Raw genomic sequence first — 19,987 nt, 5'->3', positions numbered from 1 at the left:
GGCCTTTACGGCTGCCAGGCCTCCGAGTTGGCTCTGACAAAATGGTGTCCACCACTTCGAAAATGATGGACATCACTTTGATGCCGATTCTTGCGCCCGTCTACGACGGCCATCGCGAGCCGCTTACCTTCAAACAGCAGCGTAAAGCCATCCAGCCTACCCATCCAGTCAGGCTCCACGAGCCGCACCGAGCCGTCCGGCAAGCGCACACGCGGCACCCGTACCTCCAGATAACAGTCAAACTGGAAGAAATTGAGGTGGCGCAGCCGTTTGATGACCGTGTCGTGCACCGGGTGTTCGCCCGGCACCCCGGGGTAGGCAAACCGGCTGCCCGCGACAAAGTCCACGGCAATCGTCAGTTCCGTGCTGAAATCGACGCCTTGCACATACCACGGCGCGTTGATTCCCAGGGCCGCCTCAAAGAGTTGGGTTTGGTTCGTCATTGTTCGCATTGTCTTGCAGGGCTGGTTGCAGCATTCTGCCGCAACCAGCCCTATGCCAGCTTACTTGCGCCACGCGCGTCAAGTGTTCGCTTCGCCGGGCTGACGCCCGCACTTGACCCGGCAACCACCCACTCGAGATTCGAAAGAAGCAGGGAGATCTAGTCTGTGCCCGCAGTCAGCGGGCGCTGTCCGACCCACATGAGACGAACGGACCGCAATCGCAAACGTCCGCTTGACTGCTGCAAGCGGACGTTTCGTTTCTTGCAATGGGAGGCTCCATCGCATTCGTGATGGCTGACACAGGGGCAGGTGGCGCTATTGGCAAGCCGGTCGCAACAGAATTCCGTTGGTGCGACTTCTTCCGGCCAAGATATGGCGAACGAGACGGTCCGCCCAAAGATTTCTACGAGTGATGCAGACGTACTAGTGTCATGAGTTAGAAATTCATTGCTTTTCCCAGATCGCTGATTGCCATTCGCACAGCGGCCTTTCCCAGCCAAGAGGCGATAACGGAGCCTGTTCAGTGCGTTCTTCCGAAGCAAGCCTCCGCGGCTTCAGCCGGCGACAGGCCGGCGTGGTAGTAACCCCGGAGACGCCTTATGACCTTCTCATCGGGATGATACGCGGGGCCTACAAAATTCGCCGCAATGGCTTTGTCGTACCAAGCGCACGTCCACACCTCTAACTCTCGAAGGTGTTCGAGAGTTAGACGTTCCGACTCATCGAGCATCTTTAACTCCTCTCACTCCAGACTGGCTCGGCGTTGGATAGCCCCGCAGATTCCCCAACCGCGGTGCACTGCAGGGAAACGCTCATCGTCGGACGCTTGGCCACAGGTGGGAACACGTGCCACGTACCGTCCTCGTGGCGGAAGAAGAATATTGCAAGCGAAGCGGCCGGTCGCGAGGCCTCGACACACGCACAACGTGCACGACTCGGGTGCGTGCGATTGTTGAATCGGGTTAATCGAACCGGACTCTCCGGAGTCGGTGCAAGCCATTTTTCGATCAACGAACGTAACGAATACTCGGTCGTATCCATCAGCCTCCCCCTCAAACATGTTTCCGGCAATCCTGCCGGGGTCTGTTGAATTCGCCATTGAGCGGCTTGCGCCATGGAACACTCAGTCATTTCGCCCAAGGAGAACGATCGCAACAACGCTCCGTTGGTTACCATGGCGCATGGGTTTTATGCGAATTTCTGACTCAGGACACTAGCCGGCGACCACGCGGCAAGGCGCTGTGCCTACTGAAAACGCGTTCTGTGCTCGCCGTGTCGTTTCGTATGCAACTCGTGGGCAACGAGGCTACTCCGTCTCGTTGTACGACTTCGCCTGAATCTGCGTTTTCGTAGCACCCTGTCTTGATGCGCCTTCCGGCAACAGAAGGCGGCATTTGAAACCCCTCCTGTCTCAGATCGTCAGGGAACTGGGTGCACGGTATTCGACGGTCACTGTCCGGCCTGCTGCACCGGTGCGCGTAGGCGGCGTCGCGGGTTCACCTGCCAGGGCCCGGCCAAGCGTCGCAATCACGTCCGCCATCGCTTCCGTTGAAGTCGCACTGCCATACGCGAAGCCGTCTGGACGCACCATGGCGGCTACGGCGCCGTGGTCCGCTAGAAAGCGGCTTACGAAATCACCCTCTTCCGTGCAGCGGATCACGCCCGCTACGGCATCGCTCACGTCGGGCGCTTCGCCGATGCAAACCACCTTCGCCTGGGCGAGTTGGGGCACTGCGCGCAGCGATTCGAGCGCCGTTTGTGCGGTCTGCGCCTCGTTGGTTACGATGTAGAAATCACCGCGTACGAGATCGTCAAGCCGCGTGCGCTCGAGCGCCGGCCCCGAGACCCACGGCTGAGGGAACAGCTCGCCCGCGCCCACGCCCAGTTCGCCACGCTCCGCGCCATACAGCAGGCCCGCGGCGAGGCCCGGAATAAACGCCTGACGCACTGTCGTGGCTGTGCCCGCCGCGAGTTCGGCGCCGAGCATGCGATCGCGTTCCAATGCCGCCACCTCGTCGAGCTCGCCGATGATCAAACCGAACGATTTCGCGTGCTCCACCACGGTCTGCACGTGCGGACGACGCTCCGCACCGTAGGTATCGAGCAGCGAATCGGCGGCCTTGCCCTTACGCACGGCGTCGAGCTTCCACGCGAGGTTGTATGCGTCGCGCACGCCTGCGCACAGACCTTGGCCGAGGAACGGCGGCATTTGGTGCGCCGCGTCGCCGAGCAGGAACACGCGGCCTTCGCGCCACTGTTCCGCCACCACCGCGTGAAAGCGATAGATCGCCACGCGCTTCACGTCGACGCCGCGCGTATCCACGAAGGTCGAGAGCACGCGATCGAGGTGTCCGGGATCGTTGAACGACTCGGGCGCCTCTCCTGGCATCACCTTGATTTCCCATCGGCGCAGGCGGTCCGGCCCGACGATGTAAGTGCCGGGCCGCGACGGGCGGCAGTACTGCACGCAGCGCTCAGGCAATTCGATGTCGCCGTGCAGGTTGACGTCCACCACGACCCACCACTCGTCGAACGCGAGGTCGTGCACCGACGCGCCGATCTGTGCGCGCACCACACTGCGCGCACCGTCACAGCCGAGCAGCGTGGCGGCGCGCAGCGTCTTCTGCGCGCCGTCCGGGCCCGCGACCATCACTTCGATGCCTTCCGCGTCCTGGCGCACGGAAATGAGCGAGTGTTCAAGCATCAGGTCGATATCGGCGAAACGCTTGACGCCATCGCGGAGGACCGCCTCGAGCCTCGGCTGATAGAACATGAACGTCGGTTCCCAGCCAAGCGGGCCCGGAGCCGGCATCGGGTAGAAACGCTTGATTACCTCGCCGTTCACGCCGACGAAGTCGGTGCCCGGATGCGGACAGGTGCCCGCTTCGATGCGCTCGGCGAGGCCCACGGCCTGGAACGCGCGCATTGCCTCGTGGTCGGCGGTGATCGCACGCGGCTGGTCGTAGATGCCCTTCTCGCGCTCGACAACCGCCACGCGCATGCCCATCGTGCCGAGCAGGTTAGCGAGCGTGGCGCCGGTGGGTCCGAAACCCGCGATGATAGCGTCGTATGTCTCCATGATTTCCTTTTTCTGCGTCTTTCTGAGGATCGTTCGCCTGGGGCGAATGCTCGTTTCGATGCAGTGCGCCTTGCTCAGTGCGCCATCTGCGGCGCTGTGAAACCGTCCCAGACGGCGTCGTAGTAGCGCTGGCGGTTCGCGGCTTCCAGCGCGCGGCGCGTGAGCCGGAACACGCGGCGGCTCTCGAACATGAACGCGAGCGTGTTGTCAATCTTGTGCGGCTGAAGATCCGTTTCGCTGGCCTTTTCGAAGGTCGTCGCGTCGGGGCCATGCGGCATCATGCAGTTATGCAGGCTCACGCCGCCCGGCACGAAGCCTTCCGCCTTCGCGTCGTACACGCCGCGCACGAGGCCCATCAATTCGCTCATCACGTTGCGATGGAACCAGGGCGGGCGAAATGTGTCCTCCGCAACGAGCCAGCGCGGCGGGAAGATCACGAAGTCGCAGTCTGCGGTGCCAGGGTGCAGCGAAGGCGAGGTAAGCACCGTATAGATCGACGGGTCCGGGTGGTCGAACGAGATCGTGCCGATTACCATGAAGCGCGCGAGGTCGTACTTGCTGGGCGCGAGATTGCCGTGCCACGCCACCACGTTGAGCGGCGAATGCGCCTGCTTCACCTCCCAGAACTTGCCGAGGAACTTGCGCACCACGGTGACGTCGCGCGTGCCATCCTCGAAGGCCGCGACCGGCGTAAGAAAATCGCGCTGGTTTGCAAGACCATTGGAGCCGATCGGCCCAAGTTCGGGCAGGCGGAACGGCGCGCCGTAGTTCTCGCAGACGTAGCCGCTCGCCTTTCCATCGGGCAATTCCACGCGAAAGTGCATCCCACGCGGAATCAGCGCGATCTCGCCAGGCGCGACGTCGAGCACGCCAAGCTCGGTCCTGATCGAAAGGGTGCCCGCTTGTGGCACGATCAACATCTCGCCGTCGGCGTTCAGCAGATAGCGGTCCATCATCGAAGCGTTGGCCTGGTAGACGTGCGCCGCGATGCCCGATTGAGCCTCGGGGTCGCCGTTGCCCGCGACGGTCACAATGCCGTCGAGGAAATCGGTGCGCGCCGTGGGCGCGGGCCACGGATCCCAGCGAAAGCGATTAGCGGGCGTGTCGACCTCGGCAAACGGGCCGGATTCCCAGGTCTCATGCGCGACCGAGCGATAGCCGCCATGCATCGCCGAAGGCAGCAGACGATACGTCCATGTGCGGCGGTTTTCGGCGCGTGGCGCGGTGAAGGCCGCTCCAGAAAGCAGTTCCGCGTACAGGCCAAGCGGCGCACGCTGCGGCGAGTTTCTTCCTTCGGGCAATGCACCGGGGTGGGCTTCGGTCGAAAAGTGATTGCCGAATCCGCTCAAGTAGCGCTGGGTTTCTGTTGTGGTCTGAACAGTCATCTCTAACCTCAAGTCGACTCTTTCGTGTTACCTGTTACAGGTCCGTGCTGCCCGAATTGCGTTTGTTCTGCAAGTCCGGGCCTCTTATTGCATGTCACGCCGATGCGGCGGTTGAAGCTGCTTGGGTCAGCGCGCGTACTTCTGGACGGGCTGGTCGATAGCTCCGAAGACCGATGCGCCCTGGTTGTCGAACATCTCTACGCGCACACGGTCGCCAAAGCGAAAGAAGCTTGTCCTCGGCTCGCCGTGCGCGACCGTTTCGAGCGCACGCTTTTCCGAAATGCAGCAGAAGCCACGGCCGCGGTCATGGTTCGAAATCGTGCCAGAGCCGATCACGGTGCCCGCACCCAGCGCGCGCGTGGCCGTGGCGTGCGAGACCAGGCGCGGAAAATCGAAGTACATGTCCACGCCCGCGAGCGGGTCTCCCAGCTTCTCGCCGTTGATGTGCACCGTGAGAGGCAGGTCAACCTTTGCGCCGTCCCATTGCGCGCCCAGCTCGTCCGGAGTGACCGCCACCGGCGAGAACGCGGTCACGCCCTTGCCGTTCAGGAAGCCAAAGCCTTTGTTCAGCTCGGCGGGAATGATGTGGCGCAGCGAGATGTCGTTCACGAGCATCAACAGCTTGATGTGCGTGCGCGCATCGACGGGCGTCGTGAGCATTGGCACGTCGTCAGTGATGATCGCAACTTCCGCTTCAAGGTCGACGCCCCAGTCTTCGCTCCCCACGATCACCGGATCCTGCGGTCCCGTGAAGTAGTCAGACGAGCCCTGGTACATCAGCGGGTCTTCGAGGAACGACTTCGGCATCTCCGCGCCGCGCGCCTTACGCACGAGTTCGACATGGCTAAGGTATGCGCTTGCGTCGAGCCATTGGTAAGCGCGCGGCAGCGGCGAATCTACGTTCCTCGCGTCGAAGTCGAAGGAATTTACAACGTTTCCAGCGTTGAGCGCTTCGGAAAGCGCCTGGAGGCGCGGCTCGGCATCCTGCCAGTTGTCGATGGCGGCCTGCAGTGTCGGCGCGATTTCCCCAGCAGAGACGGCGCGTTTGAGGTTACGGGAAACGACGATGAGCGCGCCGTCGCGAGTGCTGTTTTTCAGAGAAGCGAGTTTCATGTTAAGAATTCCACTGGTTGGAAACGTTGGATAAACTGCAGTACGTTCAATATACTGCTGCCATATAGGTATTGAGTATTACGTTTCCACCTGATGAACACGCGATCCAAAGAAATCAAAGCGGAAACTTCGGCGCCCGGTACCGTCGAGCGCACCATGGAGATGCTCCGGCTCCTGGCCACTGCGGGCCGCTACGGCCTTGCCCTCACCCAGATTTCGGAGACAGCCAGGCTGCCGCATTCCACCGCGCATCGCTTGCTGCGGCGGCTCATCGCCGAGCGTATGGTGATGCAGCGCGAGTCCAACAAGCGCTATGTGCTCGGCCCACTCGCCTTCGAGCTCGGCCTCGCCGCGACGCAGATTTACGATCTGCGCGAGCCGTGCCGGCCCATTCTCATGGGCCTCGCGGAAGAGATTGGAGACACGGTCTATCTCACGGTGCGCAGCGGCAACGAGTCTGTATGCGAGGACCGCTACGAGGGGCCCTCCACGATCCGCGTGATCACACTTGAAGTGGGCAGCCGCCGGCCGCTGGGCCTGGGCGCGGGCGGGCTCGCGATTCTTGCGGCCATGCCCGAAGACGAGCGCGAATACACCATCGCGTACGTCACACTGCGCCATGGGGACAATAAGGCGCTTCAGGAAGGGCCATTGCGCAAGGCGATTGAGACGTGCCGCCGCCAAGGCCATTCCCTCATTCGCAGCAAGGTCACGCTCGGCACCACGGCCGTCGGCGTGGCCGTGCTCGACACGCTCGACAATCCGGTTGCCGCCGTTAGCGTGGCGGCCGTCGACAGCCGCATGTCCGGTCCACGCATCGAATTGCTCGCGCGTCAATTGCACGCCACCGTCGCGCGCATTCGCGATTCGCTGCACAGTTTTCCAGGGCGGAATTAAAATCTGCCATTCAATCGTTCGATGTTCTGAACAAACCTCTTTCCGCCAGGCAAACAACTTGGCTCTTCGTGGTCCCTTCCGGGAGAGCATATCGGGAGCGGCTGTAGACGGCCGCGGCCACCTGCCTTCATGCGAGACGACAAAGATGATCATCGAACACCGAACCTATACCCTGCACCCGGGTAAAACTGCCACTTACTTTTCCCTATATACGTCGGAAGGACTGGCTATCCAGCTCGAATACCTTCCACGCCCCATCGGTTACTACACGACCGAGCTTGGTACGCTCAACCAGATCGTCCACATGTGGGCATACGACGACCTCAGCGATCGCGCGCAACGCCGTGCCCACCTGAAGAAGGATCCTCGCTGGCTCAACTACGTAGACAAGATCCTGCCGCTCATCCAGCATCAGGAGAGCAAGATTCTCGTGCCCGCGCCGTTCTTCACGCCCATCGCCGCGTCTTACTCGGTCGGCCTCGAAGAAAGCATCGCTTGATGTAGTCCAGCGCGCGCTAAGACTGTACGCGCGCCCAGCAACCGATGCACGACCGCGCACGCCACGAGCGACAGCACGACGATGAGCAGAATCGCCGGCTTCATCGAGCCAGTCATCGTGCGTGCCCAGCCGATGGCCGTGGGACTGAAGAAAGCACCCAGCGCGCCAATCGAGCTGATCACCGCGAGCCCGCCGGCCACCGTGCGGCTGGACAAGAACTCGTGCGGAATTGCCCAGAAGACGGGCAGCGCCGCGAAGGTGCCTGCCACCGCCATACAGAGCAGTAGCACCGTCGTCGCCAGGTCGAAGCGGAAGAACGCGAGCGCAAGCAGTGCCACGCAGCCCGCGATGGTCGGCACGATGTAATGCAACCGCCGTTCCTTCAGGCGATCCGAGCGCCGCGCGACAAACACAATCGCCAGAACGCCAGCGCCGAACGGCACCGCCGCGAGCAGGCCCGTATACGCGAGGGTGCCCGCGCCGGCCTCTTTTACAAGCGTCGGCAGCCAGAAGTTGAGCGCCATCGTGATGCTGCACAGCGTGAAGTAGACAAAGCTGATCGCATAGATCGCAGGGCGCTTCAGTACGTCGCCCCAGGCGTGCGACTCGGTGTGCGTCCGGCTCGCGCGCTCGGCTTCAAGTTCCGCGACGATGTACGCGCGCTCCTCAGCTGTGAGCCACTTCGCTTGTGCCGGGGTATCCGTGAGCCAGATGAGTGCGATTACGCCCAGCGCCATGGCCGGGAGCCCTTCCATCACGAAGAGCCACTGCCAGCCGCGCAGCCCCACCACGGCTTCCATGCGCGTCATGATTGTGCCCGCCAGCAACCCGCCCACCACCCCCGCTGAGGCCATCGCCGCGAAGATCCACGAGGTGCGCGTGGCCCGGTAGCGCGCGGGATACCAGTAGCTCAGATACAGCACGATGCCGGGGAAGAATCCCGCCTCGAAGACGCCGAGCAAGAGGCGCATCACGTAGAGCATTGCGGGCGTCGAGACGAACGCCATGCCCGCCGAGACCGCACCCCATAGAATCATGATGCGACTGAAGCTCTTGCGCGCACCAATCCGATGCAGAAGGAGATTGCTCGGCACCTCGAAGAGCATATAGCCGATGAAGAACACGCCAGCGGCGAAGCCGTAGGCGGCGTCCGAGAATCCGAGGTCATGCTTCATCTGGAACTGTGCGAAGCCGATGTTCACCCGATCAAGGAACGCGATAACGAACGACACAACGAGGAACGGCATGATGCGCCGGGAGACGCGCGCATAGACGGCGTGCGAGTCGATCGTGGGCGAGGCGGCGTTTTCGCCTGCCGAAAAGGGTTCTGACATGTCGTGTCTCCTGTAGGCGCGCTTACTTGGAACGCATGCCAGCGATTATCGTTGGCGTCGGCGCGCGCGCCGGCCAATTTCCGATCAGCGGACATGACTTGCCTTGGCGATCACGAGAACACCGGTAGCGCCAGCGGCGTAAACAAGGGCTTGAGCCGGGCGAAGTACGCGAGTATCAGTCCGGCTGCACGGCTGCTTTACCCATGAGATCGGCCATCCACGACGTTAAGCCTATTGGCTGGTTATGGCCGAACTCAGTCCAATCGCATCCCGCGAAATATGAACTTGAAAGGCACGTGCTTCGCTCAATATGTCGAAGCCGCGTAGCAATATGCAGGAGCAACGCGTGATGGGCCGCTTTGCACGGCGTGACGCCGGCGCGGCGCAGCCTTTCGATGTAACTCAGCTTGGCGCCGTCCTCGAACATCGGCGGCGCGCGATGTGCGCGTTAATGCGGCGTGGCCTTCATCAGGTCAACGGTGCGCTCAAGTTCCTTTGACAGGCCGCCCGGCAGCCGCACCTGGAAAATCCGCGCGAGCTCCCCGTAGTACCACAGCGTGCCCGCCTCGCCGGCCGTGAAGCGGTCGAAGACTGCACGACCGACCGTGTGCAGGTCCGTAACGATCGCTCGCGCGTTATAAAGCTTGTCGGACGCCGACACCAGCAGCACGTCCGCTTCGGCCTGCTCCAGATGCGCCAGATAGGCGAGCTTGCGCGTGCGCCAGTCCGACTTCTGACCCGATGCATCCGGCACGCCATCCGTGCATCCCTCCACCATTTTCAGGACGCGTTCGCCGAACATTTCGCGTATGGCGGGTACGGCTTCGGGGCCGACGTCCTCGATCGCATCATGCAGCAGGCCCGCGATCGCCTGCTCCTCATCGCCGCCGTTCTCCAGCACGAGGCTCGCGACGCCCAGCAGGTGCGAGGTATAGGGGATCTGCGTGCCTTTGCGTCGCTGCGTCGCGTGCAGGCGCAGTGCGAGCTCTGTCGCACGGACGAATTTTTCGGTGAGCATCGTGTGGTCCTTTATCGTGAATAGTTATGTGTGAAGCTAGGCCCACGGATCGGTCTCGTGGGTGAACGGTACACCCGATTCACTGAGCCATCGATAGGCGTCAGCCCAAACGGGGTAATGCTGGCCGATGGCTATGAGCAAGGCTTCCGGTGTGGCCGGCCGCTCGCCTGTCGTATGCGCCATCACGTCATGAAGCAAGGCAACGCCGGCGCCTTCGACGCAATATGTGTCGGCGCGGCCGCTTCCTAGGTAGTCGCGATCGTACAGGTCGAAAACCAGCGCACCGTCATCGCGCAACTGGACCGTCGCGGTGCAGTGGGGATATGACTTCAGTGTGATCGTCCGATCCGTGGCGCGCTGAGATTCGCCGTCGGCGGGTGTGTGCTCACCGCTAAGGGCATCCGTTGCGCCCGCAACGGTCCTGAGCAGGAACCGCTCGAAAGCGGCCGATTCACCCACACCGTAGCGCTCCGCATACCGCGTCTCGCGGGCCTGTCGTTCGCTCTCGTGGCGTTGCACGACGATCGAGCGCAGCCAGGGGTCGAGATCGTCGCAGACGAGGAGGATGTCGAGCAGCGCCGGCCAGTCGGCTTCCGCTTCATCGAGCAGGTAGACGGGTGCCGCGCCAATCTCGCCGGCCAGTTCAGGTCCGGGCGGCTCGAGCGTCAGTCCCCACCCGTCGGGCGCCCGGAACGGAAGTGCGGTGCTGGCGGGTCGCCACGCAAACCAAGCCCATTGAGCCGGGTAGCGAAAAACTTCGGTCGGGGCTTCTTCGAAATGATGGGCGCAGAGTTGCAGTTGGGCGACGCACCAGCAGCCTGGCTGCCATGTTGTGATTATATTGAGCAGGGTCATGCCGTCATTCTAGGCGGACAACCCGGGTCTGCGCTACGGGCCGTATGCGTCGCACGATGCTCTGCACGCTTGCTGACCCGACCTATCAGGGCATCGGTGATCGTCCTGCGCATGCTGAAGCGTGATCGATCCGCGGCGTGATTTGCTCGCGAGGAATATGGGCAGACCGCTGCGATTCCGGTAACCAGACGGTAACGGCGGCGCGCGAATGAAAAAAGGACCTACGGCTTTCACCGTAAGCCCTTGATTTCTTTGGTCGGGGCGAGAGGATTTGAACCTCGTTAAGGCCTTGCCTGGTAAGGCTTTGCGAGGAAGTTGTGTTAAACCGTGTTAAAACGGCGCCACAACCTTTACCATTTTCTTTCGTATTGGTTACAACACAGGCGCGCCATGGGCTCGCCTCAAGGCCCTCGTCACACGCTCCTTTGCGCTCGTCCTCCCGCGTTGCGGGGCCTTCAAGATTCGGATTTTTTCGACTAGGCGTCCGGAACCGACCCGTTGCTGCCACTCCCGTCCAAAACGAGAGTAAATCGGACACTGCGGGACGAGTGGCTCTAAGTGCAGCCTTTGGGTCCCAGCCATGCCTTAGCGGCAGCCCAAAGTATGGTTGAACGCCTCCGATCAGTCTCCCAACGAAACTGTCGACGCTTCATGGCGCCGGTGGTCAGTCATCGTCTTTCAGCCACGGATCTCATCGCGGGTATAGCAGCCGAGGCAGCGCCTGGTTGTGCCGTCAAGGGCGCACACATCGATGCACGGCGACTTGCGACTTGATCGCCATCGGTCAGCCCGCAATTCTGGGGCGCCGTGCTTCTGCAAGCGCATACATGCTCTGACCGATCTTCTGCAAGCCCTATACCACGTCAATAGAGAGGCGCACGCCGCGTGATGAACTGGGATCCGTAACGGATTTTTCACACAAAGGCGGATGCCGCGATCTAGTGTGTTTCTGTAGGTGCAGGTGGCAAGCGGTGGTTTTGCGGTCGGGCGAGTCGTTTTCGCACATGGATATTACAGTGCGAGAGTCGTGTTGCCGGTAGTGTACAGCCGGCAGTGCAAAGGCGTTTTACCCTTTTTCGCGAGGCACAGAATGAAATCCATTTTCACACGCCTATCCCGTTTTGTTTCCCAGGGCATCGCAGGCGGCGGCGTCATCGCGCTCGCTTGCGCGATCGGCCCAGGCGCCCAGGCGCAAACGCTCGGCCTGCTCGTCCAGGTGGCCGCGGGCGATCCATTCAGCGGATGCACTGCCGACCAGGTGCACGCGCAGGAGTCCGCATTCGGGAGCATCCTTTATCCATCCACGTCGATCGAGCCATGGTTGGCGGCCGATCCGACCACGACCGACATCAGCACGGCTCGCCTCCTCGTCGGCCACCAGCAGGACCGCTGGGACGACGGTGGCTCGCGCGGGCTCGTCGGCGTCGTCTCCGCGGATGGGGGCGGCAGCTGGACCAACTCGATCCCGTCCGGCGTTACCGACTGCACGGGGGGCAAGTTCCGTCGCGCCTCCGATCCATGGGTAGACTTTGCGCAAGACGGAACGGCCTTCTTCATGTCGCTGGTGTTTGACCCCATGCAGCCAACGACTGCGTTTGGCGCACGCAATAGCGGGATGCTGATCAGCCGCTCCGGCGACCACGGCACAACGTGGCAAGCTCCGGTGACGCTGATCCGTAACACTTCGCCGCACGTGCTCAATGACAAGAACTCGCTCACTGCCGATCCGACCGCGAACGGTAACGTCTATGCGGTGTGGGACCAGCTGAGCGTTTTCCCGCCAACCAAGGATGGCGCCCAGTTGCTCGCGGAAAACGATGGTGTCGACATCGCGCGCAAATTGCTTAATTCGACTGCGGGCGCATCTTCGGTGTGTGAGCCCTTCACGAAGCCGCCGTGCAAGGGCGGTGCGCCGTTCTTCAAGTTCAACTTTACCGGCCCAAGCTTCTTCTCGCGATCCGTCGACAATGGCGTGACCTGGAGCACGGCCACCCCGATCTACCAGCCGGGCACGAACAAACAGACGATCGACAACATCGTGCGGGTGTTGCCTGATGGGACTCTGCTCGATTTCTTCACCGCGATCAATGTCACGCCGGCGATTCTCAACATCGGCTATATCAAGTCCACGGACAAGGGCGGGAGCTGGTCGGGGCCCGCATTCGCCAGCGACATTCAGGTGGCCGGAGTAGTCTCTCCGGACACCGGCCAGCCGTTACGCGACGCGGCCATTCTCTACAGTGTCGCTGTGAACCCGGTCACGGGGGCGATCTATCTCGCCTGGCAGGACGATCGCTTTGTGACGGCCAAGTGCACTACGCCCACTGGAACAATCCCGATCGACGGGATCGCTTTCAGCGAGTCGGATGACTTCGGGAAAACCTGGTCATTGCCGGTGATGATCAACAAGACCCCGGCCAATGCCACGAACGCGTGCCGACAGCAGGCTTTCATCCCGGCGGTGGTCGCGTCGGGGGACGGCAAGACCGTCGTGGTGACCTACTACGACTTTCGTAACGACACGAACACACCCGCCGGCGGCGAGGGCACCGACTATTTCGCGGTCTTCTGCACTACCGGGTGCACGAGCCCTGGCAACTGGGGCAATGAGCAGCGACTGACCACAGCCTCGTTCAACATACTGAACGCTCCGGTGGCACGTGGCCATTTCCTCGGCGATTACATGGGCCTGGCTGCTAGCGGACTCAAGACCGTTTACCCGCTATTCGGCATAGCCACGGCTCCCAACGTGACGGCCGAATACACCCGCCAGATCTCGTTGCCGTAAGCACAACGGGCGGCGACTGGAGGTCGCCGCCCGATCTTCCGGGACGCGCCTTTCCTTTATTACAAAAGGTCCGACCGCATTTGAATGCCAATCAGCCGTTTCAATGACCGCGCGCCAACGTGAGCGAAGGACCGTATATGGACTCCTCCTCGTTTGCAAACATGTCGCCTATCAAGCCTCATTGTCGATCGCTCACGTATATCCGGTCTCGTACAAATGTGCCTCTGCGAGGCAACGGACCCTGATGGGCTATTCGCGCGCTGACTCCCAATCGCTCCTACGGGCTCGAGGCCTCGGTCCTTCGCGGGTTTGATCAGCGCCGGTTCGACCTGTTGGCCATCGTGCGGCTTGTTTTGCAATCGTGGATGAAGGTACAGCTGGTTGCTCTCGGTTTCAGTGCGCAGCAAGCTCCGGCTGATAGTCGGTTTCCCTTGTGATCATCGCCCAGGCAATTCGAGCCGTCTTGTTTGCCAGCGCCACGGCTGCAATATTCGGGTGCCGGTCTCCCGCTATGCGCATAACCCACAGACTTAGTGCATCAGTCCGTCGTCTGGCCATCTGGATCATCGCGCGCGCACCGTGAATTAACAGGCAGCGCACGTAGGCGTCGCCTCTCTTACTAATTCCTAGCAGCCGTTCCTTTCCTCCGGAACTGTTTTGCCTGGGCGTTAGTCCGAGCGACGCGGCCATCTGTCGGCCATTGGCGAACTGTCTGGCATCGCCCACGGTTGCGATTAGCGCGGTTGCTACCATCGGCCCGACACCACGTAGTTGCTGCAGAGGTCTAGCTACTGGATCGGATGCAGCAATTGCGGCAATTTCGCGGTCGAGTTCGCGGATCCGGTCGTCCAGGGAACGCAGATCTTCCCACAGCCCCGTGAGCAGGCGCCGGAAACGGTCGCTCAGACCGCTGTTCACGTCTTCCAGCCAAACAGGAACAGCGCGTCGCAACTGGAGAATCTCTCTGGGCGCCACGATGCCGTACTCGGAGGTCAGGCCGCGGATCTGATTTGCCTTTGCGTTACGTTGCTCCATCAATCCGGCGCGAACGCGGTGAACTGCCTGCACGTCTTGCTGCCCGATGGTCTTGACGGCGACGAAACGCATGCCTGGCCGACTCATCGCTTCACAGATAGCTTCGGCGTCGTTTGCGTCGTTTTTGTTACTCTTGACGTACGGCTTCACAAACTGCGGGGCGATCAGCTTGACCGTGTATCCGATCACCTGAAGACGCCGCGCCCAATGGTGTGCACCGCTGCAGGCTTCCATCCCTATCACGGCGCGCAAAGGAACGGTTCGCTGCAAGACGTCCAGCCATTCCCTACGGGTAAGCTTGCGGCGCCACACCGGCTTCTCGCTTCGATCGACGCCGTGCACCTGGAAAACGTTTTTTGCGAGATCGATCCCAACGCGAATAATGTCCATCTCGGGTTCCTCCTCGTTGACCGGTCGAACACGTCGTCAATCATGCGCCGTGCGCTAGTCGGGTGAGGAGGAGTCCATCCCATTGTTCATGGCCGCGTGCTGCCCGATGCGTTTTGGCTCATGTCGACCCACAAGAGTCAGTCGCCGCGTATCGGCGAATGTCCGAAGGCGATCACGTGAGAGACAGCCGGCGCGATTCGAAGCATCCGTCTCGATCTTCCTTGCGCCCGTATGGTAATCGCGATCGACGATCATGTTGCGCCAAAGCGGCGAGTACAGATTGATCGCGCCTGAGCTACGTAGGGATAGACCTTAAAGAAAACCTGCCTTGGTGAAAGCAGGCAGAAGGATTTAGCACACTAAGATCGTAGCGTCGTACGGAAGTAGCGGCAAAGCGCTGCCACCACCGATGCGCGCCTGATTCTGCTATCGCGAGTGTCATGAGGTAGAAATTCGCATACCAACCTCTCACCATGGTCGCGATCGACACAGTGTCGCAACGACACCCTATGAGCCGTGCAAAAAATGATGTGCTCACGGCCTACTGTTGTTTGTAGCTCTATGTAAATGGCTACATCAACGAGACAGAGGTTGAAGGAGAGACGGTGATGCGTTCGGTGGATAGGTCTTTGCGTTTGCTGGTCGAAAAATGGATTCGACCGACTCCGGCGACGCCGGTTCGGGTAATCCGGTTCGGTCGCATACCCTCAAGTCGGCGACGTTATGTATGCGTCGAGGCATTGCTGCCCGCAGCGGCGTTGGTAATTTATTTCTTCCTCCATGATGACGGTACGTGGCATGTATTTCCGCCTGCGGTGGAACGCCCGGCGATGAGCGTGTTACGGCTTGCAGCCTGATAGCGGTACACATATCCCGTCGAATGTGCACATTACGTCGCGCGCAAAATCGTCGCGCGCACCCTTCAGCCGCGCTGCGGCGACGCGGACTTCGACGTGACGAAGGCGCACTATGCGGCGCGCTCGAGCACCAGGAGTTCATAACGAGCTGCAAGTCGTTCGATCGGGCCGGCGTGCCTGCCGGCCAGTGTCTATAACGAAATGCCTCATGAAATAGCACTCAGACGCATGGCGGCATGAATATCTGTTTGCGAGGCGGCTCGCTGCGGCAGCGGTACCGTTGCCGCCACACGAGCCGTTCTCCTTTATATCGCAATGAATTTCAGGAGACGTTTCGATGCAGATTACCGGTATGTTGCATGGCGCGCGCCTGTTGCAATTCGTCGGATTCCCGGCGAGCGAGATACTGGCCCCGAGCGCCAGCGAGGATGAAATCAAGGCCTTGATCGATCGTCATGGTCAGATTTTTATCAAGCCAGTCTTCAAGGGCGGAGTCGGCAAGAAGGGAAAGGCGGGCTTACTGGGTCGCGCGACCGACCTCAAGACAGCGTTGGCCGAAAAGGAGCGTTTGTACTTCGCCGAGCATGCCGTCGGCGACATGAAGGCGAAGGCGAATGGCGTGACGTTCGAAGCCGGCGTTCCCGCCAAACACGAGGTCTACTTCTCGATCACCGATTCCACCCGCTTTCGCGCACCGACCATGACGCTCTCGCACATGGGCGGCATGGACATCGAAGAGGTCGACCCGAAGCATGTGGCGATGGTGCCATTCGACGCGTTGACCGGTTTGAAGGCGTTCGTGGTCGCGAATGCATTGAGCGAGATCGGCGCGCCGAAGGAGATCATCTCGCCACTCGTTCAACAGTTGCCGAAACTCTGGGAGTTGTTTCACGACTTCGGCATGACCGCGCTGGAGTTGAATCCGATTCGCATGCGCGAAGACACGAAGGGACGCCTCACACCGGTTGCCTGCGACTTCAAGTGCGGCTTCGATCGCGACGATCCGCGCTGGGCGCGTCTTGGCCTGCCGCCTCATCTGTTCGCCGCCGATTACTCGGATTTCGAGCAGGAGATCAATCAGCTGCGCACCCACCAGGGCCAGAGCGACGTGTATGTGATCAACGAGAAGGGCACGATCCTCGCCCCCACTTTCGGCGGCGGCGCCAACTCGCTCGTCACCGAAATGCTGGGCGACGCCGCGATCATCTCGTCGGATTTCGGCGGCAATCCGCCTTACGCAAAGATGAAGGAAGTGGCCCGTATCTGCTTCCGGCACTGGCTCGAGCAGGCGAATGTGCTTTTCATCATCGGCGGAAAGTCGAACAACACGGACATCTTCGAGACGCTGCGGGCGATGGCCGACGCCCTTCGCGAACACTTCAGCGAGCACGGCCCTACGCCGCTTTTTGTCGTATTGGGCCGCGGAGGCCCGAACCTCGTGCGGGGCATGTCCGCGCTGAGAGACACATGTGACTCGCTCGGTCTGCCTTACCGGCTCTTCGGATTTGATTCCGACATCAGTGAAGTCATTCAATACGCACTGCAGGCGGACGCATGGATGCGGGCCGGTGGCCGGGCCCAGTTAGCCGCGCAGATCGGCGCGCCCGCGATGGAAACCGAAGCGGCTCAGGCCTGAGGAGAATGACATGTACAAACAAGGCAGCAACCACTTCAAGTATTTCGTCGGCGTCAACTCGCTCGCGCAGATCGCCACGCGCGACGATCGCGTGTGCGTGCTCAACATCCTGGGCGGTGAATCCTCGGATGTGACGCCCGTCAGTCATGCATTCTCCGGCGGCAATATCGTGTTCGGCACGGCACCGGGCAAAGGCGGACAAGTACTCGCCACATCGATCGGCGACATCCCTGTCTACAACAACGTTCGCGAGGGTCTGGAAGGGGGACACAGGTTCAACTGCGGCGTCGTGTATCTGCCTCCATCGGCGGCCCGCGACGGTGTGGCCGAACTGATTCGCGTCAATCCCGATCTGCGGAAGATTTTCATCATCACCGAGAAGATTGCGGTTCACGACGCCCGCGAAATCCGCGCGATGGGGCAGCAAGCGGGCATCGACATCTTCGGGGCGAACGGGCTCGGCGTCGCCGACTCGTGGAATCGCGTGAGAATCGGCGGAGCGCTTGGCGGCGACAATCCAGACGATTCGTTGCGCAAGGGATCAATCGCGATTTTCTCCAACTCCGGCGGCTTCAGCACGACGATCGCACAGTACCTGCGCATGAGCGGCTGGGGCACATCGACGGTCATTTCCAGCGGCAAGGACGTCTACATCCACTACGGCGCGCCCGAATTCGCCTTCGCGCTCGCGAACGACGCACGTAGCAAGGCGGCCGTGCTTTACTGCGAACCGGGTGGCTACTACGAGGCCGATGCGGCTTTTACGAAACCGATCGTCGCCTGCGTCGTGGGTCGATGGAAGAGCCAGTTGACGCGGGCAGTCGGCCATGCCGGCGCCATGGCCGGCGGCGCCGACGACGCGAAAGCCAAGGAACGCTGGTTCATGGAGAAGTTCGGCGTGGACGGCCTTTTCACGCCCGATCACCCCTGCTGCTCCGTCAAGGGCGCCGTGGTCACGAACATTGCGCATATCCCCGCGGCCCTGACTGCCGTGATGCGCGCCAACGCGACGATAACCGACTTCGAGCCCGAAGGCAGTCTCGCGCTTAAACCGTGGTTCGGCTCCAACCAGGGCATGGAGCTTCCTTGCGGCCTTGCGATTCCCGTGGTGGAAGCGGTCGCGCCATACAACGAGCAGGTCCTCCAGGTAAATCGCCAGGTCGGCGCGATTGCACCGCGTCAGGCGCTCAAGGACGCATCAGGCGCGTCACAGATGGATGCGAAGACGCAGGTGAGCAGCCTGCACGGAACCTCGATGCTGGAAGCCGCGACGCACTCGCTCGAAGCGAACTTGAGCCTTGCCCTGCTGCACGAATTCGGTGGCACGAACGACGAAAATCTCATCGATGTAGCGGTCGCCGCATTCGTGAATCTGCACGGCAAGCCTGAACTCGCGGCCGCGCAGGCCGCTCGCGAGGCCGGTAACGCACCGAACGCGATCCTCGCGGCCGCGGCGTCGATCGTCGGGCCGAATCGCCAACGCGCGGCGCGGGAGGCCGTGAAATGGATGATCGATCGCTTCTCCGCTGACAGCCTTGCCAACGCGCTCGACGAGACCTTAGACATCGCACGGATCGACACGAGCGGCTGCGAACCGCTCTTCGCCGACTCGCGCGACCCGCGTGCCGAGGCGATGCTCGCAGGACTCGCCGAGCGCGGCGTGAAGTCGGCCTTCGTCAGCTGGCTCACGTCTCAGTCCGCTCACCCTACGGCAGACGCGGTGCTGGCCGCGATCACCACGACACTGGCGTGGGGCCCGCTCATGCGCAAGCGCATTTCGCGCGTGACCGCCGAGAGCCTGCCCTGGTGGACCATGCTGTTCGGGACGCTGATCGGCGCTTCCGCGGATGCCTCGCGACACAGTCCAGACGGCTTCTGCGGCTTTGCCACGCTAGAGCTGCTGAACGAACGCAGTCTCACTGAAATCTGCTTTGCCGCGCTGCTCAACCTCAAGCCTGGCCCGGACGACCTGTTCGCCTTCAGGACGCTCGCCGGCCTGCTGCTCACCAACGGCCCGGGAGCCATATCGGCGCAAGGGGCCAAGGGCGCAGTATCGGCCGACGGTCCGGAAAGTCCCGAACGCGTGCAACTCAACAAGGCGCTCGTCGGCTTTCTTTCGCATACCGGCTATACGCACGGCGGCAACGGTTACGAGGGCATCGCGTTTCTGATCGAAGCGTTCAGGGACAGCGATCTCGCCGATCCCTCCAATGCCGGGCATGGCGTGGACCTGCGATCGCTGGCCGAGCGCTCCGTAGACCGGTACGCGCAATACAAGGCTCGGCAGAAAAATGCCGGCAGCCTCGACATCGCGAAGCTTCCGGGCGTGAATCATCCAGTCTTTAAGGACAGGCCGGTCAACCACGATCCGCGCGAGGTGTTCATCGGGGACCTGTGCGAAAAACGTGGGGAATACAACGTGTTCCATGCGTTCTATCGCGAGCTCGTGCAAGTGCTGTTCGATGCGGGCGTCTCACGCAACGTCTATTGCGTCAATGTCGATGCCGTGATCGCCGCCCTGCTGCTGAAGAGTAAGCGACTCGGCACGACCGTTTCTCACTGCTGAATATTTCGACGCATGATGGGCGCGTTCAGCTTGATGGAGACAGTCAGCCATGTCGAACGCAGCGAGCCGTACGCATCCCCATCGCACGTATG

At 61.5% G+C, this 19,987-nt stretch carries 13 protein-coding genes and 1 pseudogene; 5 read left to right on the top strand and 9 right to left on the bottom strand.

Translation table 11 applies throughout. From position 1 onward, the window contains the following. Positions 1-107: 107 nt before the first annotated feature. The 4 genes and pseudogenes from F6X42_RS38815 to F6X42_RS38800 form a co-directional block, all read right to left on the bottom strand. A pseudogene (locus F6X42_RS38815) lies at positions 108-443 on the bottom strand (ISL3 family transposase); the annotation flags it as partial. Between the two features lie 1,411 nt (positions 444-1,854). Then, positions 1,855-3,522 (bottom strand): bifunctional 3-(3-hydroxy-phenyl)propionate/3-hydroxycinnamic acid hydroxylase MhpA, encoded by a 1,668-nt coding sequence (gene mhpA / locus F6X42_RS38810; protein ID WP_187639147.1) that lies wholly within the window; start codon positions 3,520-3,522, stop codon positions 1,855-1,857. A 74-nt stretch (positions 3,523-3,596) separates the two neighbouring features. Beyond that, a complete protein-coding gene (gene hmgA / locus F6X42_RS38805) occupies positions 3,597-4,907 on the bottom strand; it encodes a homogentisate 1,2-dioxygenase (RefSeq protein ID WP_187639146.1) in 1,311 nt (436 codons plus the stop codon). 126 nt (positions 4,908-5,033) lie between these two features. Further along, a complete protein-coding gene (locus F6X42_RS38800) occupies positions 5,034-6,020 on the bottom strand; it encodes a fumarylacetoacetate hydrolase family protein (protein WP_187639145.1) in 987 nt (328 codons plus the stop codon). 93 nt (positions 6,021-6,113) lie between these two features. Between F6X42_RS38800 and F6X42_RS38795 the strand changes: the two genes are divergently transcribed. Together F6X42_RS38795 and F6X42_RS38790 are read left to right on the top strand one after the other, a co-directional pair. Further along, positions 6,114-6,917 (top strand): IclR family transcriptional regulator, encoded by an 804-nt coding sequence (locus F6X42_RS38795; protein WP_187639144.1) that lies wholly within the window; start codon positions 6,114-6,116, stop codon positions 6,915-6,917. 145 nt (positions 6,918-7,062) lie between these two features. After that, positions 7,063-7,416, top strand: coding sequence for an NIPSNAP family protein (locus F6X42_RS38790; RefSeq protein WP_187639143.1), 354 nt, complete (start codon positions 7,063-7,065; stop codon positions 7,414-7,416). Here F6X42_RS38790 and F6X42_RS38785 read toward each other — a convergent pair. The 4 genes from F6X42_RS38785 to F6X42_RS38770 all read right to left on the bottom strand — a co-directional run bounded on the left by F6X42_RS38785 (position 7,383) and on the right by F6X42_RS38770 (position 11,448). Further along, positions 7,383-8,750 carry an MFS transporter gene (locus F6X42_RS38785; protein ID WP_187639142.1) on the bottom strand — a complete coding sequence of 456 codons (1,368 nt, stop codon included), beginning with the start codon at positions 8,748-8,750 and terminating at the stop codon, positions 7,383-7,385. The two genes, F6X42_RS38790 and F6X42_RS38785, sit on opposite strands and share 34 nt — an antisense overlap. Before the next feature lie 448 nt (positions 8,751-9,198). Further along, entirely contained in the window at positions 9,199-9,768 is a 570-nt protein-coding gene (locus tag F6X42_RS38780) for an HD domain-containing protein (protein WP_187639141.1), read from the bottom strand. A 36-nt stretch (positions 9,769-9,804) separates the two neighbouring features. Next, a complete protein-coding gene (locus tag F6X42_RS38775; RefSeq protein ID WP_187639140.1) occupies positions 9,805-10,623 on the bottom strand; it encodes a hypothetical protein in 819 nt (272 codons plus the stop codon). Between the two features lie 678 nt (positions 10,624-11,301). Further along, complete coding sequence (locus F6X42_RS38770; RefSeq protein WP_187639139.1) at positions 11,302-11,448, bottom strand: DUF1289 domain-containing protein; 147 nt, start codon at positions 11,446-11,448, stop codon at positions 11,302-11,304. Positions 11,449-11,713: 265 nt separating this feature from the next. Between F6X42_RS38770 and F6X42_RS38765 the strand changes: the two genes are divergently transcribed. Further along, a complete protein-coding gene (locus tag F6X42_RS38765; protein WP_187639138.1) occupies positions 11,714-13,411 on the top strand; it encodes a sialidase family protein in 1,698 nt (565 codons plus the stop codon). 393 nt (positions 13,412-13,804) lie between these two features. Here the strand turns inward: F6X42_RS38765 and F6X42_RS38760 are convergent, their stop codons facing one another. Further along, positions 13,805-14,836 carry an IS110 family RNA-guided transposase gene (locus tag F6X42_RS38760; protein ID WP_187639137.1) on the bottom strand — a complete coding sequence of 344 codons (1,032 nt, stop codon included), beginning with the start codon at positions 14,834-14,836 and terminating at the stop codon, positions 13,805-13,807. A 1,194-nt stretch (positions 14,837-16,030) separates the two neighbouring features. Here F6X42_RS38760 and F6X42_RS38755 point away from each other — a divergent pair. Further along, entirely contained in the window at positions 16,031-17,329 is a 1,299-nt protein-coding gene (locus tag F6X42_RS38755) for an ATP citrate lyase citrate-binding domain-containing protein (protein ID WP_187639136.1), read from the top strand. A gap of 10 nt (positions 17,330-17,339) precedes the next feature. Then, positions 17,340-19,895, top strand: coding sequence for a CoA-binding protein (locus F6X42_RS38750; protein WP_246530469.1), 2,556 nt, complete (start codon positions 17,340-17,342; stop codon positions 19,893-19,895). Positions 19,896-19,987: the final 92 nt, after the last annotated feature.

This window comes from Paraburkholderia podalyriae, assembly GCF_014397785.1.
Lineage (GTDB): Bacteria > Pseudomonadota > Gammaproteobacteria > Burkholderiales > Burkholderiaceae > Paraburkholderia > Paraburkholderia podalyriae.
This window is presented reverse-complemented; position numbering and strand designations above follow the sequence as displayed.

What these genes read in the sequence shown, in the direction of transcription:
- hmgA (WP_187639146.1), bottom strand. Translation starts at nt 4,907, where the DNA reads ATGACTGTTCAGACCACAACAGAAACCCAGCGCTACTTGAGCGGATTC.
- F6X42_RS38790 (WP_187639143.1), top strand. Translation starts at nt 7,063, where the DNA reads ATGATCATCGAACACCGAACCTATACCCTGCACCCGGGTAAAACTGCC.
- F6X42_RS38750 (WP_246530469.1), top strand. Translation starts at nt 17,340, where the DNA reads ATGTACAAACAAGGCAGCAACCACTTCAAGTATTTCGTCGGCGTCAAC.
- F6X42_RS38795 (WP_187639144.1), top strand. Translation starts at nt 6,114, where the DNA reads ATGAACACGCGATCCAAAGAAATCAAAGCGGAAACTTCGGCGCCCGGT.
- F6X42_RS38765 (WP_187639138.1), top strand. Translation starts at nt 11,714, where the DNA reads ATGAAATCCATTTTCACACGCCTATCCCGTTTTGTTTCCCAGGGCATC.
- F6X42_RS38780 (WP_187639141.1), bottom strand. Translation starts at nt 9,768, where the DNA reads ATGCTCACCGAAAAATTCGTCCGTGCGACAGAGCTCGCACTGCGCCTG.
- mhpA (WP_187639147.1), bottom strand. Translation starts at nt 3,522, where the DNA reads ATGGAGACATACGACGCTATCATCGCGGGTTTCGGACCCACCGGCGCC.
- F6X42_RS38760 (WP_187639137.1), bottom strand. Translation starts at nt 14,836, where the DNA reads ATGGACATTATTCGCGTTGGGATCGATCTCGCAAAAAACGTTTTCCAG.
- F6X42_RS38800 (WP_187639145.1), bottom strand. Translation starts at nt 6,020, where the DNA reads ATGAAACTCGCTTCTCTGAAAAACAGCACTCGCGACGGCGCGCTCATC.
- F6X42_RS38775 (WP_187639140.1), bottom strand. Translation starts at nt 10,623, where the DNA reads ATGACCCTGCTCAATATAATCACAACATGGCAGCCAGGCTGCTGGTGC.
- F6X42_RS38755 (WP_187639136.1), top strand. Translation starts at nt 16,031, where the DNA reads ATGCAGATTACCGGTATGTTGCATGGCGCGCGCCTGTTGCAATTCGTC.
- F6X42_RS38770 (WP_187639139.1), bottom strand. Translation starts at nt 11,448, where the DNA reads ATGCGCTTGCAGAAGCACGGCGCCCCAGAATTGCGGGCTGACCGATGG.
- F6X42_RS38785 (WP_187639142.1), bottom strand. Translation starts at nt 8,750, where the DNA reads ATGTCAGAACCCTTTTCGGCAGGCGAAAACGCCGCCTCGCCCACGATC.